Annotated in this window: 13 protein-coding genes; 8 read left to right on the forward strand and 5 right to left on the reverse strand. The window is 68.4% G+C overall.

The genetic code is table 11. The features are described 5' to 3' along the window. Positions 1 to 349: 349 nt before the first annotated feature. Together MPPM_RS26005 and MPPM_RS26010 are read left to right on the forward strand one after the other, a co-directional pair. Entirely contained in the window at positions 350 to 865 is a 516-nt protein-coding gene (locus tag MPPM_RS26005; RefSeq protein WP_096487555.1) for a Ros/MucR family transcriptional regulator, read from the forward strand. 203 nt (positions 866 to 1068) lie between these two features. After that, positions 1069 to 1851 (forward strand): restriction endonuclease, encoded by a 783-nt coding sequence (locus MPPM_RS26010; RefSeq protein ID WP_096487556.1) that lies wholly within the window; start codon positions 1069 to 1071, stop codon positions 1849 to 1851. A gap of 2 nt (positions 1852 to 1853) precedes the next feature. Here MPPM_RS26010 and MPPM_RS26015 read toward each other — a convergent pair whose 3' ends face one another. After that, positions 1854 to 3146: a PepSY-associated TM helix domain-containing protein gene (locus MPPM_RS26015; RefSeq protein ID WP_096487557.1), complete on the reverse strand. Its 1293-nt coding sequence runs from the start codon at positions 3144 to 3146 to the stop codon at positions 1854 to 1856. A gap of 472 nt (positions 3147 to 3618) precedes the next feature. On the opposite strand from MPPM_RS26015, the gene MPPM_RS26020 reads away from it, so the two are divergent. Both MPPM_RS26020 and MPPM_RS26025 read left to right on the forward strand, forming a co-directional pair. Then, complete coding sequence (locus tag MPPM_RS26020; protein ID WP_096488038.1) at positions 3619 to 5799, forward strand: transglycosylase domain-containing protein; 2181 nt, start codon at positions 3619 to 3621, stop codon at positions 5797 to 5799. Positions 5800 to 6086: 287 nt separating this feature from the next. Further along, positions 6087 to 7154 (forward strand): adenylate/guanylate cyclase domain-containing protein, encoded by a 1068-nt coding sequence (locus MPPM_RS26025; protein WP_096487558.1) that lies wholly within the window; start codon positions 6087 to 6089, stop codon positions 7152 to 7154. Between the two features lie 6 nt (positions 7155 to 7160). On the opposite strand, the gene MPPM_RS26030 is transcribed toward MPPM_RS26025, so the two are convergent. Beyond that, on the reverse strand, positions 7161 to 7559 hold the full coding sequence (locus tag MPPM_RS26030; RefSeq protein WP_096487559.1) for an MAPEG family protein: 399 nt from the start codon (positions 7557 to 7559) through the stop codon (positions 7161 to 7163). A gap of 305 nt (positions 7560 to 7864) precedes the next feature. On the opposite strand from MPPM_RS26030, the gene MPPM_RS26035 reads away from it, so the two are divergent. Together MPPM_RS26035 and MPPM_RS26040 are read left to right on the forward strand one after the other, a co-directional pair. After that, positions 7865 to 8764, forward strand: a complete 900-nt coding sequence (locus MPPM_RS26035) for an AAA family ATPase (RefSeq protein ID WP_096487560.1) — start codon at positions 7865 to 7867, stop codon at positions 8762 to 8764. Beyond that, a complete protein-coding gene (locus MPPM_RS26040) occupies positions 8754 to 9287 on the forward strand; it encodes a hypothetical protein (RefSeq protein ID WP_096487561.1) in 534 nt (177 codons plus the stop codon). The genes MPPM_RS26035 and MPPM_RS26040 overlap by 11 nt, the downstream gene beginning before the upstream one ends. A 599-nt stretch (positions 9288 to 9886) precedes the next feature. Here the strand turns inward: MPPM_RS26040 and groL are convergent. Together groL and groES are read right to left on the reverse strand one after the other, a co-directional pair. Continuing rightward, entirely contained in the window at positions 9887 to 11527 is a 1641-nt protein-coding gene (groL, locus tag MPPM_RS26050) for a chaperonin GroEL (protein WP_012457014.1), read from the reverse strand. Between the two features lie 87 nt (positions 11528 to 11614). After that, positions 11615 to 11905, reverse strand: a complete 291-nt coding sequence (groES, locus tag MPPM_RS26055) for a co-chaperone GroES (RefSeq protein WP_012457015.1) — start codon at positions 11903 to 11905, stop codon at positions 11615 to 11617. Positions 11906 to 12119: 214 nt separating this feature from the next. On the opposite strand from groES, the gene MPPM_RS26060 reads away from it, so the two are divergent. Beyond that, positions 12120 to 13124, forward strand: coding sequence for a magnesium transporter CorA family protein (locus MPPM_RS26060; RefSeq protein ID WP_096487562.1), 1005 nt, complete (start codon positions 12120 to 12122; stop codon positions 13122 to 13124). A gap of 43 nt (positions 13125 to 13167) precedes the next feature. On the opposite strand, the gene MPPM_RS26065 is transcribed toward MPPM_RS26060, so the two are convergent. Further along, positions 13168 to 13809 carry a MarC family protein gene (locus MPPM_RS26065; RefSeq protein ID WP_096487563.1) on the reverse strand — a complete coding sequence of 214 codons (642 nt, stop codon included), beginning with the start codon at positions 13807 to 13809 and terminating at the stop codon, positions 13168 to 13170. A gap of 212 nt (positions 13810 to 14021) precedes the next feature. On the opposite strand from MPPM_RS26065, the gene MPPM_RS26070 reads away from it, so the two are divergent. Continuing rightward, positions 14022 to 15482: a lipopolysaccharide biosynthesis protein gene (locus tag MPPM_RS26070; RefSeq protein ID WP_096487564.1), complete on the forward strand. Its 1461-nt coding sequence runs from the start codon at positions 14022 to 14024 to the stop codon at positions 15480 to 15482. The last annotated feature ends 33 nt before the right edge of the window (positions 15483 to 15515 follow it).

Raw genomic sequence — 15515 nt, forward strand, 5'->3', positions numbered from 1 at the left:
GGCCTTGTGAACCGCTCACCTGTCGTTCTGACCAGACCGTTGTTGCATCGCAGCACGAACGTGTCCGGTCGATCTACGCAATCTTCCCAGCTTGATACGCCGGATTGTACCGAAAAACCCCGCGTATATCTGGACTTTGATATGCGAGTTTAAGCGAAATTCGATCAATCACACGGCCGAAAGTTCAGTTGAATTTTTTTGAAACATAAAATTCATCTTGCAGGCGGTTGCATCAAAGGTTAAGTCCTGCGTCATTCACCGCAGTCGCTTCGTGCTCGGCAATGAAAGCGTCGCCTGCTCGACGCGTATTGATGTTCGTCGCTTGCACATATCAGAAGGGATATTGAGCATGTCGGTTGAGGATCGCTCCACTGACGATTACGTCACCCTGGCCGTGGATATCATATCGGCCTACGTGGGGAACAACTCTCTGGCCGTCGGAGAAGTGCCCGGCCTGATCACGGCGGTCCACGGGGCACTCGCACAATTGTCCAATAAGCCGGCCGAGCCCGAGGAGCCGGCCCTGACTCCGGCCGTGCCGATCCGGCGTTCGATTCAGCAGGACTTCCTCGTTTGTCTCGAGGACGGCAAGAAATTCAAGTCACTCAAGCGGCACCTGCGGACGCGTTACAATCTTTCCCCGGACGAGTATCGCGCGCGCTGGAACCTGCCCGACGACTATCCGATGGTCGCACCGAGCTACGCCGCGACCCGGTCGCAGCTCGCTCGGACCATGGGCCTCGGCCAGCAGCGTCGGAAATGGCCGTCGAAGACCGCTCCGGAGGCGGCCCCGGAGGCGGCTCAGGAAGGCGATGCGTCGCCGCAGCGCCGCCGCGGCCGTGCTCGTTCCGGTGATGCGGCCTGAGGGCAGCCGCCTCTACCCTGCGCGAACCTGGTCTGGCCGCACTCGCATGGGCGAGACTCGCCGCCGATGCTTATCCACACGCGATGCGCCGTCTCCCCTGAGAGGCGGCGCGGTGAGGCGGCGGCGTTAGAGGTCGGGCAACCCCTCGAAGGGACAGCTTCCCCGAGTGCCGGGCTCGAAGCCGGCCTCTCGCGGGAGATGTGATGTCCGGCCGGTCGCCCACCGCCACGCGCCTATTCTGGGTCGCCGTCATCGGCGGAGGCGCCAGCCTTCGCTACGGGGCTCCGGCCTTCGCCGCCACGGTGGCAGCCTGCCTCGCGGTCCTCCTCCACCGCCTCGACCGACCGCGCCGGTTCCGCTCCCTCGTGCGCCGGATCGCCCGGCGTCACGCTGCCACGCTCGCGCTGAGACGGCGGCAGGAATGCTTCGTCGATGCTTACGGCAACACCATCGAGGACGGCTGGCTGCGCGAGCGCGCGTATTTCGTGGAGCGCACGGTTCTGCCGTTGATCGAAGAGCGCGGCTTCTCCGACTACGTCGAGCCGCGTTTCGACGAGATGGTCGAGATCGTCGACCGTATTGCCTGCGCGCACGAACTGCCCGACGTGATCGACACGCCGGAGGACGGGGTCGCCTACGAGCGATACTGTGCCGAGCTGCTCGGCGAAGCGGGCTGGGATGCCCGGCCGACGGGGGCGAGCGGCGACCAGGGCTGCGACGTGATCGCCGAGAAATCGGGCATTCGCCTCGTGGTCCAATGCAAGCGCTACGGACGTCCGGTCGGCAATGCGGCGGTGCAGGAGGTCGCGGCGGCGGCCCTGCACTGGTCCGGCGACATGGCGGCCGTGGTCTCGAATGCCGGCTTCACGTCCGCCGCCCGCAAGCTCGCCGGCACGACCGGCGTCCTGCTCCTGCATCACGACGATCTCTCGGACTTGGCGCCGATGCGCCGGGCCGGCCGTCGGGTGCTGACGGCCGGTCGCTGAGGCTACTCCGCCGGTACGGGCCGGCCGGAGGGCAGCGCGACGGCCTTGCGGCGCACGGAGAGCCGCGCCGCGCGCTTGCGCCACCAGATCACCACGCCGGTGACCGAGAGCATCGCCACGACGAGACCCATGATCGAGATCAGGATCCGGCCGGGCAGGCCGAGGATGCGGCCCGAATGGACCGGGAACTGTGCCTGCACGAAGATGTCGGCAGCGGTGCCGACCCAGGGCTGGCGATCCCCGATCACCCGGCCGTCCTGCCCGTCGAAGTAGATCGCCGCCGGACCCACGCCCGCGGCGCCGTGATCGTCGCCGGGCTCGAAGTAGCGTGCCGTGTAGAACCCCTGCATCGGCGTGTAGGCCAGCGCGCCGACGGGCTCCTTCCAGCCGCGGCGCTGCCCTTCGGCCTGCGCCGCCTCCAGAACTTGCGCGTAACTCACCCCCGGCTCGATCGGCTTGAGCGGCGAGACGAAGGGGCGGGTATTCGACGGCTCGGGCGTCACCTGCGAGACGCTCGACATCAGCGGTAGGAACACCTCGCGGTAGAGGTTGAGCGAGAACGCCGTGAAGGCGAGCAGGAACAGCAGCGCGAAGGTCCAGAGGCTGAAGGCGCGGTGCAGATCGAAGGTCACCCGGTAGCCGCTGCCCGAGGTCTTCACCTTCCAGGCCGGCTTCCAGCGCGACCACCATCCCCGGCCGAGTTGCCGCTCGACCGCCGCGGGACCCGCCGGGTTGGCAGCCTTTCGCGCGGGAAGCGTCAGGTAGAAGCCGACGAAGGAATCGAGCATCCAGACCACGGCGACGATGCCGAGGAGCCAGATGCCCCAGCGCTCCTCGCCCCACATCTCCGGCAGATGCAGGGAGAAGTGCAGCTTGTACAGGAACGAGATCAGCGTCTCGCGGGTGATCGGCCACACCTGGCCCCATTCCCGCCGGCCGAGTTCGGCGCCCGTCACCGGGTCGAGGAAGACCTGATTGTAGCCGAGCGCGTACAGCTTGCCCGTCGCGGCATCGACCCGAGGCACCACGAACAGGGTCAGCGATTCGCCGGACTCGGCCGCCAGAGGGACATAGGCGACGCGGGCATGCGGCTCCCGGGCCTCGAACTGGCGCGCGAGGTCGAGGGCGGGCATCGCCGCGCCGCGGCTCTCGACCGTGTGGAGGTGTGGGTTCAGCCAATCGTCGAGTTCGTGGTCCCAGGAGATCACCGCGCCGGTGAGCCCCGCCACGAGCAGGAAGGCGGCGACCGTCAGACCTGCCCACCGGTGCAGCAGAACGAAAGCAGAGCGCACCATCAAACCCTCGAGCCTCGATCCGGGACGGCTCAGCCGGGCGCCGTCGGAGACGCCGACGCCTCCGCGCTTCGGGCCCGCTGTCCCGGTCCAGTTCAGTCCGGCTCCCGGCACAGGCGCCGCGAGAGCGGGACCTTCGATAAAGGCACTTGCCGCGACGCGCCAGCCCTTCGCCGGCTCTTCGCCGGCCCTTGGATCGCGCGCGAGACGATCACGCGTGAAGATCCGGTAAAGCCGGGCCCAGCGGGCTCCAGGTGGCTTAACAACCCTTAAACCCGCCGCATTTACTCTCTCTGACGCAAGGGGACGAACCGCCGTGCCGCAGGACGGACCGGCGGCCCCGTCCGAGGGGATCGGCCCGGCGAAGACGGCCTGTGCCGGAAGTTCGACAAGGGGAGCACGGTCGCGGGAGGCGCCCAATCCTCGGAGGATGATCCTTCGGGGACCGAGCGGCAGCCCGGGACGCATGGAACGCATGGCGCAGTCTCGCGGACGCAAACCACGCAGCGAACCCACTTTCGACATTCCCGAAGGGAGCGAGCCGGGCCGCCTCGACGTGCGCCTGTCGCGCAACGACCGGTCGGCGGGCGGACAGCGCAGTTCGGCCGGCCGCTCTGCGCCGGCCCCGAAGGGGCGCGCCCGCAAGGCGTCCGGCGGCGGTGGCCGGCGCCCGCCGCGGCGGCGCTCCTGGCTCGGCCGTTTGGTCTATGCCGGCGTCGTGCTCGGGATCTGGGCGGTGATCGGGCTCGCCGGCCTCATCGCCTACCACGCGTCGCAGCTGCCGCCGATCGATCAGCTTGCCGTGCCGAAGCGACCGCCCAACATCGCGATCCTCGCCAGCGACGGCAGCCTGCTCGCCAATCGCGGCGAGACCGGCGGGCGTGTGGTCTCGATCAAGGAATTGCCGCCCTACCTGCCCCGCGCCTTCGTCGCCATCGAGGACCGCCGCTTCTACGATCATTTCGGCATCGATCCGATCGGCGTCGCCCGGGCGATCGCGCAGAACCTGACCCGGCGCGGCGTGGCGCAGGGCGGCTCGACCCTGACGCAGCAGCTCGCCAAGAACCTGTTCCTGACGCCCGAGCGCTCCGCCTCGCGAAAGATCCAGGAGGCGATCCTGGCGCTGTGGCTGGAGCACAAATACACCAAGGACGAGATCCTCGAACTCTACCTGAACCGGGTCTATTTCGGCGCCGGCGCCTACGGCGTCGAGGCGGCGGCACAGCGCTACTTCGGCAAGCCCGCCAAGAACGTGACCCTGGCGGAGGCCGCCATGCTCGGCGGCCTCGTGCAGGCGCCCTCGCGGCTCGCGCCCAACCGCAACCTGAAGGCGGCCCAGGCCCGCGCGGCCCAGGTGCTCGCGGCTATGGAGGAGTTGGGCTTTGCCAAGAGCCCGGACGTGAAGGTAGCGCTGGCACAGCCCGCGCGGCCGGCCTCGACTCGCGGCGGCGGCTCGCAGAACTACGTCGCCGACCTCGTGATGGACGTGCTCGACGACTTCCTGCCAAAATTCGACGAGGACATCGTCGTCGCCACAACCGTGGATGCAGGCATGCAGGCGGCCGGCGAGAAGGCGCTCACCGACGAACTCAACGGCAAGGGCACCCGCTACAACGTCGCCCAGGGCGCGCTCGTCTCGATGCGGCCGGACGGGGCGATCCGCGCCCTCGTCGGCGGGCGCGACTACGCGCAGAGCCAGTTCAACCGCGCCACCACCGCCAAGCGCCAGCCGGGCTCGGCCTTCAAGCCCTTCGTCTACCTCGCCGCGGTCGATCGCGGCCTGACCCCCGACACGATCCGCGACGACGCCCCCGTGCGCATCGGTAACTGGGCGCCGGAGAACTACTCGCACAATTACCGCGGCCCGGTTTCCCTGCGCGAGGCGCTGGCGCTCTCGCTCAACACGGTGGCGGTGAAGCTCGGCCAGGAGGTTGGTCCGAAGGCGGTGGTGCAGACTGCCCAGCGGCTCGGCATCTCGTCTCCGCTCCAGGCCAACGGCTCGATCGCGCTCGGCACCTCCGAGGTGACGCCGCTCGAACTCGTGGGCGCCTACTGCGCCTTCGCCAACGGCGGCACCGGCGTGATCCCCTACGTCATCGCCAGCATCAAGAGCGCCGCCGGCAAGGTGCTCTACAAGCGCGGTGAGGGCGGGCTCGGCCGCGTGATCGATCCCAACGCCGTCGGCATGATGAACGCCATGATGCACGACGTCTTCACCATGGGCACGGCGAAGAAGGCCGACATTGCCGGCTGGGAACTGGCCGGCAAGACCGGCACCAGCCAGGAATTCCGCGACGCGTGGTTCGTCGGCTACTCGGCTACGCTGGTGACGGGAGTCTGGCTCGGCAACGACGACGGCGAGCCGACGAAGCGGGCCTCGGGCGGCAGCCTGCCGGTCGACATCTGGAAGGCCTACATGACCACGGCGCTCAAGGGCGAGAAGCCCGTGGGCCTGCCGGGCCTCAACCGCTGGCGCGCGCCGCGGCCCGAGGCGCCGCCCGAGCGCGACTCCGGCCCCGGCGGCCTGATCGGCGCATTGCTCGGCGAACCGGAGCAGACCGCCTCCGCCCTTCCCCCGCGCCCCGTCGGCCGGGAGCGGGGGCCGAGCCGGGACGACCGGAACTTTCTCGAAAAGTTGTTCGGGGTCGGCGAATAGGCTTTCTCGCCTTCCCGGAGGGCGCCTAATCCCTTGCGTCGCGTCACGGGCTCGAAAAAATTCTGGCCCAGCCGAGGCGCTATACGCGGCCATGCGCCACATTCGCGCCACGTTGCAGGCATGAGCCTTCGGCAGCCCGAAGAGGATCAGAGGTTTTCCCCTACCTCCTGATCGGCGACGGAAGGAGCCCCCGTGTCGACCCGCCTGCTCGACCGTGTCACGCATGGCCTCTGGGCCGCCGTGGACGGGCCGGGCACTTCCTCCGACGGCTGCCGGAGCCCGAACTGATGCTGCCGCACCATCGCTGGTTCTGGCTCCTCATCCTCCTCGCCTCGGGCGGGGCGGGGCTGCTCTACAACGTCATCTTCGCCGGTGGCGCGACCCCCCTGGCGGGCTTCACCTACGGCCTGTGCGTCGGTATCTCGGCGCTGGCCTTCGACCGGGGCGTGCTGCTGGCCGGCGTCCAGTCGCGCATCCGCCGCCTGCCCGCCGGGCTGTACGTCGTGGCGGCAGAACTCTCCTACGTTGCGATGATCGTCGTCGGGAACGCCCTCGGCGGCTTCGTCGTCTGGCTGCTCGGTCTGACCGGCGACAGTCTGGAGGAGGCGGTGCGCACCACGCCGCGGGTGCTGGCCTACGCGCTCGCCGTCTCGGCGCTGCTCGTCTTCGTCATCCGCATGCGTGATCTGATCGGCGGCGAGGTCTTCATCAACTTCCTCGTCGGGCGCTACCACCGTCCGGTTGAGGAGGAGCGCATCTTCCTGTTCCTCGACGTCGTCGGGTCCACCGCCTTCGCCGAAACCCATGGCGATCTGCGGGCGCAGGAATATCTCAGCGCCGTCTTCGCCACCCTCGCCGAGCCCGTGCGCCGGTTCTACGGCTCGACCGACGACTATATCGGCGACCTCGCCATGATCACCTGGCCGATGGAGCGCGGTCTGAAGGATGCGCGCTGCGTCGAGTGCCTGTTCGCCGTGCGCGAGCGGATCGAGGCGGAGGCCGAAGCGTGGGAGGCGCGTTTCGGCACGGTTCCGCGGCTGCGTGCAGGCCTGCATGGCGGCCGGGTGATCACCGCGGAAGTCGGAGTGGACCGGCACAAGATCGCCTATTTCGGCGATGCCGTGAACGTGGTGGCCCGCGTCGAGGCCCTGTGCCGCCCGCTCGGCGTCGATACCCTGATCTCCGAGGATCTTCTGAAGCGGCTGCCGCGGCTGCCCGAGGGGGTCATCGTCAGGCCGCTCGGCACGCATTCCCTACGCGGGCGCGGTCAGCCGCTCTCCGTCGCGACGCTCGAACGCAAGGGGGCGACGCCGCTCGCGCGAGACCCGGCACCGCGCATCGCCGCCGCGCCGTAGCGGCGATCAGCCGGCGCGCAGGAGCAGCAGGATCGCGGCGATCGTCATGACGGCGATGGTCGCGAGGATGCCGCCGCCGCGGCAGGCGAACTGCCGGGGCGAGTTGGTCGGCGCGAACATTCCGATTGGGTGCAGGATGCGCGCGATCACGAGCACGATCAGCAGGCCCTTGACCCAGGCATGGGAGCCGCCGCCCGCCTCGTAGAGCGCAATCAGCAGCACGGTGAGCGGCACGTATTCCTGAAAGTTGCCGTGCGAGCGGATGCGGCGCTGCAGGGTGTCCTGCCCGCCGTTGCCGAACAGGACGCTGCCGGTGAGCCGGCCGCCGATCACCCAGCCGGACAGGCCGGCATAGATCAGGCCCAGGATCGCGCCGTAGAAGGCCGTGGTGGTCGGGAAAATCACAGCGAAGAACCTCGGGTCGAAGGGGCTCCGCCGGAGGGCGGATGTCGTGGGCGCTTCGCAAAATAGGATTATGCGCGCCGTGTTCCGCCCATGTCCGCGATCACGATAGCGTATCCGGTCCGCGGCGGTCGCGGATCGGCCCTCGCGCTCCGCCGCTGGCGGGCCAGCCGCCGGGTGACAGTCAGCACTCTGCCGAAAGGCGCAGTCGGCCACCGACAAGGTTCGATGCGCTAGAGTGCCGTCGAACGGCTCGGCTTGCGGACGGAGCGGGTCCGGAGGTGGGGATCGTTTGTGAGGGGATCTCGGTGGGCGGCAAGCTGATCGCGGTGGCGAACATGAAGGGCGGGGTCGGCAAGACCACCACCGTGGTCATGCTTGCCGAGGCGCTGGCGGCCGACGGGGCGCGGGTGCTCGTGGTCGATCTCGATCCGCAGGCGAGCGTATCGGTCTGCCTCGCGGGCGACAGGCTGCTCGGCGAGATGATCGTCCGCGGGCGCACCCTGGAGGCTTATCTCGCGCTCAAGCTCATCACCCGCCATAGGCCGGATCTCTCCGCCCGGATCCAGCCCGGCGTCAGCCTGACCGTCCACAAGAACGCGCCGCTCTCACTCTCCCTGCTGCCCTCGGGCCCGCACCTGCGCCTCGTCGAACGGGAGATCCTCTACGAGCTGACCGAGCGGAAGTTCTCGATGCACGCCATCGACGAGAAGCTGTGGTCGATCTTCCAGGAGGATTTCGCGCCGCTTGCCGAGAAGTACGACTACATCTTCTTCGATTGCGCGCCGGGGATCTCGCCGATGACCGAGGTGGCGGTGCGGGCCGCCGACCTCGTGCTCGTCACCTCGATCCCCGATTTCCTCTCGACCTACGGTCTGAACGCCTTCGTCGAGACGATCTGGCGGCGCTCCGGCCGGCAGGCGAGCCACATCGCCCCGAGGAGCGCACCTTACGTTCTCGTCACCCGCTTCCAGGCTCAGGTCCGACAGCATCAGCGCACCCTGGCCCGGCTCCAGACGGAAGCGCGGGCCGAGGATGCCGGCTTCCATCTGCTGGAGACCCGCATTCCCCAGGCGGCTGCACTGGCCGACGCGCTGGTTCCCGCCGACGGTGCGCCGCCGACCTTCTCCGCCAAGTACGGCGCCCATGTCCCCAACGTGCTGATTCCGCTCGTCGCGGAAGTGAAGGAAATCCTCCATGGCCCTTGATGTCGATGGCTACGCGGTGTTGCAGGCGATGGCCTCCGCCCCGGAAGCGTTTCCCGACATCCGCTCCGAGATTCCCAGGGCCGCCCGCACCCTCGTCGTGAAGCAGCTCAAGGCGCGGGGTCTGCGGGTGGCATCGCTGCGCATGATCCGTGAGATCCTGGGCAACGAGAGCTTCGCCCTGATCGCCGACGGCATGTCCGAGGCGGAGGTGAAGGGACTTGTGACCCGTCTCGACCCACACCACCCCTCGCTGAAGACTGCGACACCGGGTTGGCATCGCCACCGCCTCTCCGCCCTCGCCGCCGGTGACGCACCGTTCCGAAAGGGCGAGACCCGGGTCGAGGACGCGGCGGCGAAGGCCCGCGCCGCCGAGCCGCTTCCGGAGCGCGCGCTGGCCAGCCGCCCCTTCGCTGCGGTGTGGGACGGCAAGGACCACGACGCGCCGGCCGCCAAGGAAGGCCGCGAGAAGAAGGGCAAGGACAAGGATTCGAAGGAGCGGAAGGGCAAGAAAAAGAAGGGCTGAGAGGGTTTCCGCGTGATCGGGGTGCGCACCGTCGCCGCCGCCCGGCTGTCGCGCTTCGTTCCTGGATGGCTTTTCCGACGGCCGTTGCCTCCTGTCGAACCGATGCCCGCGGCGCTCTACGACTCGTCGGGGAACAAGACCGCGTAACGGGCTTCGAGGGCGGCGAGCCGGCCCTGTCCCTCCAGCACCGCCACCCGGTGCTGGCGCGTCACGTCGAGGAGTCCGTCGGCCATTTCCAGCTCTCCGCAGAGCCGGGCCCGATCGGAAATCTGAGAGAGTTGATCGGCCATCAGGCTATCGATCCGCATTCCCTCCGTCAGTGCCCGCATCAGGCCGAGCATTTCCTCGCGGATATGAATGTAGGGAGGGGATGGGGCAGGTGTACGATCCGTCACGGCGTTTGCAGACATCAGACCCTTGATGAGGCGAGGCTGCCCAGACACGGGGTCGGCGGCTATCGCATAGGATACAGTTCGTCTGCATTTCTTGGGGAGGGGCCGCTCACAGCCGGCAGGCCGCTCCGTAATCTTAGGGCAAGTCAAAGAGAAAGGGGCCGCCTCGCGGCGACCCCTTCTCCGTCTTCGATCGGGTGCGTGGACTTAGAAGTCCATGCCGCCCATGCCACCGCCGGGCATCGCCGGGGCCGGGCTGTCCTTCTTCGGCGCGTCGGCGACCATGGCTTCCGTGGTCACCAGCAGGCCGGCGACGGAGGCCGCGTCCTGGAGGGCGGTGCGCACGACCTTGGCCGGGTCGACGATGCCCGACTGGATCATGTCGACGTACTCTTCGGTCTGGGCGTTGAAGCCGTAGGTCTCGGAGCCCGTGTTGTCGGTGATCTTGCCGACGACGATCGAACCCTCGACGCCCGCGTTCTGGGCGATCTGACGGATCGGGGCCTCAAGCGCCTTGAGCACGATCTTGATGCCGGCCTGGACATCCGGAACGTCGGACTTCAGCTCGGCGACCGCCTTCTTGGCGCGGAGCAGAGCCGTGCCGCCGCCGGGGACGATGCCCTCTTCCACCGCGGCGCGGGTGGCGTTGAGCGCGTCGTCCACGCGGTCCTTCTTCTCCTTGACCTCGACCTCGGTCGCGCCGCCGACGCGGATCACCGCGACGCCGCCCGCGAGCTTGGCGAGACGCTCCTGGAGCTTCTCACGGTCGTAGTCCGAGGTGGTCTCCTCGATCTGCGCCTTGATCTGGCCGACGCGGGCCTCGATGTCGGCCTTCTCGCCGAGACCGTCGATGATCGTGGTGTTCTCCTTCTCGATGCGGACGCGCTTGGCGCGGCCGAGCATCGGCAGGGCGACGTTCTCGAGCTTGATGCCGAGATCCTCGGAAATGGTCTGGCCCTTGGTGAGGATCGCGATGTCCTCGAGCATCGCCTTGCGGCGATCGCCGAAGCCCGGAGCCTTCACCGCCGCGACCTTCAGGCCGCCGCGCAGCTTGTTCACGACGAGCGTGGCGAGCGCCTCGCCCTCGATGTCCTCGGCGATGATGAGCAGCGGCTTGCCGGTCTGCACCACGGCCTCGAGCACCGGCAGCATCGGCTGCAGCGAGGAGAGCTTCTTCTCGTGGATGAGGATGTAGGGATCCTCGAGCTCGGCGACCATCTTCTCCGCGTTCGTGACGAAGTACGGGGAGAGGTAGCCGCGGTCGAACTGCATGCCCTCGACGACGTCGAGCTCGGTCTCGGCCGTCTTGGCCTCCTCGACGGTGATGACGCCCTCGTTGCCCACCTTCTGCATGGCGTGGGCGATCATCTCGCCGATCTCCTTGTCGCCGTTGGCGGAGATCGTGCCGACCTGGGCGACCTCTTCGGAGGAGGCGACCTTCTTGGCGCGGGCGGTGATGTCCTTCACGGCGGCCTGGGTCGCGAGGTCGATGCCGCGCTTCAGGTCCATCGGGTTGATGCCGGCGGCGACGAACTTGGCGCCCTCGCGGACGATCGCCTGGGCCAGCACGGTGGCGGTGGTGGTGCCGTCACCGGCGATGTCGTTGGTCTTCGAGGCCACTTCGCGCACCATCTGGGCGCCCATGTTCTCGAACTTGTCGGCGAGCTCGATCTCCTTGGCGACCGTCACACCGTCCTTGGTGATACGGGGCGCGCCGAAGCTCTTCTCGATGACGACGTTGCGGCCCTTGGGGCCGAGGGTGACCTTGACGGCATCCGCGAGGATGTCGACGCCGCGCAGCATCTTGTCGCGAGCGTCGGCGGAGAAACGAACGTCTTTCGCTGCCATGTGAGTACCTGCCTCAGATGAGAGTGTCGGAAAGCCCTGAAGCCTGCGAGACGCGGCCTCGAAGGGCGGTGGATAAGGGCGGCTGCCTTAGGCGGCGACGACGCCCATGATGTCGGATTCCTTCATGATGAGGAGATCCTGGCCGTCGATCTTGACCTCGGTGCCGGACCACTTGCCGAACAGCACGCGGTCACCGACCTTCACGTCGAGGGCGTTGACGCGGCCCTGCTCGTCGCGGGCGCCGGGGCCGACGGCGACGATCTCGCCCTCCTGCGGCTTCTCCTTGGCGGTATCCGGGATGATGATGCCGCCCTTCGTCTTCTCTTCGCTCTCGATGCGACGGACGACGACGCGGTCGTGCAGCGGACGGAACTTCATGAGCTGCCCTCTTGCTTCGAAATGGCGGTTGGTCTTGATGCGGCCGGGGCGACCGCGCTCCACCTGATTGTTAGCACTCTAAACACGTGAGTGCTAACGACGGTCGCGAGATAGGCGCCGGCCGATTTCGAGTCAAGGCGCAGCTTCTTCGCCGCTGCGGCGTTTCTGCAGGAATTTATCCGCGCATCCCGCGCGAGAGGGACGATCTCTCCCCATGATGAGCCTGCACGGGGCCAACGGTGCGGTCGAGCACGGCGGCGCGGCGGGCGGCGCGAGCCTGCCCGATCACGCTCTCTGGATCGATCTGAACGATCCGACCGCGGAAGAGGCGGCGCAGGTGGAGCGGAAAACCGGCATCCGCATCCCGTCGCGCGCCGCGCTCAGCGAGGTGGAATCGTCGAGCCGCCTGCGCCGCAACCGCGACGGCCTCTCGCTCTCGACGCCGATGGTGACCTTCGACCGCTCGGATTTCAGCCTGAAGCCGCTGGGCTTCCTGCTGACCGCCGATCACCTCGTCACGGTGCGCTTCCACGAGATGCGGGCCTTCGCGGCAGTGCGCAAGCGTGTGGATGACGGGGATGGCGACGGCAGCACCAGCACGCGGATGTTCCTGCTCGTCGTCGAGGAACTGGTCGACAACCTCGCCGACCTGCTGGAGGAGATGTCGGCCGACCTCGACAGCCTGTCCACCCGCATCTTCGACTTCGATGCCGGTGCGCGCCCCGGTGCGCGGAAGGGCGATACCACCGCTCCCAAGCGCCGCGACCTGGCGTTGCGCCGCCTGCTGCGCTCGGTCGGGCGTCACGGCAAGTCGCTGGCCAAGGTCCGTGCCAGCCTGCTCGGGCTCGGGCGCATCATCGCCTTCGCCAAGAGCGAGTGCCAACAGGGGCTCGGCGAGGGCGACCTGCCCCGCTTCGACACCCTGGCGGGCGACATCGCCTCGATCGACGAGTTCGAGACACGGCTCTCCGAGACCGTCCAGTTCCTGCTCGACGCCACGCTCGGGCTCATCAACATCGAGCAGAACAACGCCTTCCGCGTCCTCACCGTCGTGTCGGTGGTCGGCGTGCCGCCGACGCTGGTCGCCTCGATCTACGGCATGAACTTCAAGCACATGCCTGAACTCGATTGGGTTTACGGCTACCCCTACGGTCTCGCGCTGATCGTGATCTCGGCGATCGCGCCGCTGCTGTACTTCCGCAGGCGGGGCTGGCTGTAGCACCCCGTCATGGGACGCCCGCGTCGGGGAGGCATCCTGCGCCTCATTGGCTGAGGCCGGGGAACAGGTTTCGCAGGCTCGTCACGATCATCTCCATCGCGACGGCGGCCAGGATCATGCCCATCAGGCGGCGCGTGATCGCCGTTGCCGTCGCCGACAGGTGGCGGCCGAGCCAGGGGGCGGAGAGCAGCGCGACGGCCAGGAGGACGAGAAAGCCGCCGAGGCCGATCGCGACGTCCAGCCACTTCCCCTGGGTCTCGGCGGTGTGCCCGAACACGATGAGCGTGGCGATCGTCCCCGGACCGACGAGCAGGGGGATTGTCAGAGGATAGATGGCGACGCTCTGCGCATCGATCGCCTCCTGCTTCTCCTTGGGATCGCGCTCATGCGTTCGGCTCGACGAGCCCTGCAGCATGGAGAGCGCGATCGTCAGGACGATCAGCCCGCCCGCCAAGCGGAAATCGTCGACGCTGAGCCCGAAGGCATCCAGGACGGCCTGCCCGCCCACCAGCGAGACGAAGCAGCCGATCGTGGTCCCGACCGATGCGGTGACGGCAACCCGCCGCCGCACCGCATCGGAGGCGCCCTCGGTGAGGGAGAGGAAGACCGGCACGTTCGCGATCGGGTTCATGATGGCGAACAGCGCGGCGAACACCTTCGTGATGAAGGGCAGATCGACAGACATCGCGAGTCTCGGCTTCGGGCCGCGGGCTCATAGCATGGTTCGGGCTTCGACCCGTTGCCGCCGCGCACGCCGCGGCGGGGCGCGGCAAGCCTCGGTCCGCATGCGGACCGGAACGGTGGTGGCGCGATCGCCCCACAATTCAGGCTTTGTTGGCGGCTAGCTGCGAATTTCGCCGACAGGCTCCAGGCTGAGCGAGCAGCGTATCCCGTCCCATGGCCGTCATCGCCGCCTTCGTCCTCAATGCCGGGCTCAACTTCGTCCTCGGCATCGCTATCGCCCGGATGCTGGGGCCGGCCGATTTCGGCCGCTTCGCCCTGGCCACGGCCGGTGCGGTCGTGCTCAACACGCTCCTGTTCGAGTGGCTGCGGCTCTCAGCGACGCGGTTCTACTCGGCGCGGGTGCGCGAGGCCGAGCCGTGGATCCGGCGCGGGCTCGACCGGGGCTACGGCGCCGTCGCGCTCGCGCTGTTCGCCGCCGCCGCTCTCTGCGCCGGCCTCGGGATCGCTGTCGATCCGACCCCCCAGGGCCGGCTGGTGATGACGGCCGGCACCATGGTCGCGGCGATCGGCATCGGGTTGTTCGACTACCACGCGGCGCTTGCCCGCGCCCGCTTCATCGGCGGCGCCTATCTCCGGCTCGTGGTGTGGAAGAACGTCCTGGCCTTCGTGCTGATGGCGGGCACGGCGTGGCTGTTTCCGCAGCCGGTCTGGGTGCTGATCGCGGGCGGAACGAGCCAGTTCCTGGCAGTGATCCCGATGCGCAAGGTCCTCGGCGACAAGGCGCTCGGCCAGGCCTCCGCCCTGCCCCGCGAACGGATACGGGAGACCCTGCGCCTGTTCGCGGCCTATGCCCTGCCCCTGATCGCCGCCAATGCGGTCTACCAGCTCATGCCCTTCCTCAACCGCGCCGCCATCGCCGGGACCGCGGGCTTTGCCGAGGCCGGCTACTTCGCCCTCGCCGCCGATCTCGGCTCGCGGGCCTTCTCGACGCTCGGCGCGGCGCTCGACCTGCTGCTGTTCCAGATCGCCGTGCAGGCGGAGGAGCATCACGGCCGCGAAGCCGCCGAGACCCAGGTCTCGCGCAACATCGCCATCGTGGTGGCTCTTCTCCTGCCCTGCGCCGCCGGCTACTGGGCGGTGACGCCGGCCCTGCAGGCGCTGATCGTGCCGGAGGAGTTCCGCGGTCCGTTCGCCGACTATACCGACCTGCTGATCCCGGGGCTGTTGTGCCTCTCGATCATGAACTTCGCGCTCAACCCCGTTTTCCAGATCCGGCGCCGGACCGGCCCGGTCGTCTCCGCCGCCATGGCCGGCCTGGCCGTCAACGGTCTCGGTCTCGTCCTCCTGCCGCGATGGATCGGACCGCAGGGCGTCGCCGTCGCGCAGACCCTGGGTCTCGCCGCAGCGGTCGTGGTGCTCGGCCTGCGGGCGCTGACCGGGACCGAGCGCCTGCGCCTGCCCACTCGCGACATCGCCCTGACCGCGGCCGCCTGCCTCGCGATGGTCCTGGGCATCCTGCCGTTCCGAGGCCTGGAGCCGGCGCTGGCGCTGCCGGTCTGCGTCGTGGTCGGGGTGTTGGTCTACGGCCCGCTCGTCTGGTTTCTCGACATTGCGGGGCTGCGCACGGTGGCGCGGGAGCGTTTTCCGAAACGGCTCCCCGCGCCGGCCCGTTGAGGCGTGTATGAAGCCCGTCTTGCCAGGCTCGTC

The organism is Methylorubrum populi (assembly GCF_002355515.1).
Taxonomy (GTDB): Bacteria; Pseudomonadota; Alphaproteobacteria; order Rhizobiales; family Beijerinckiaceae; genus Methylobacterium; species Methylobacterium populi_A.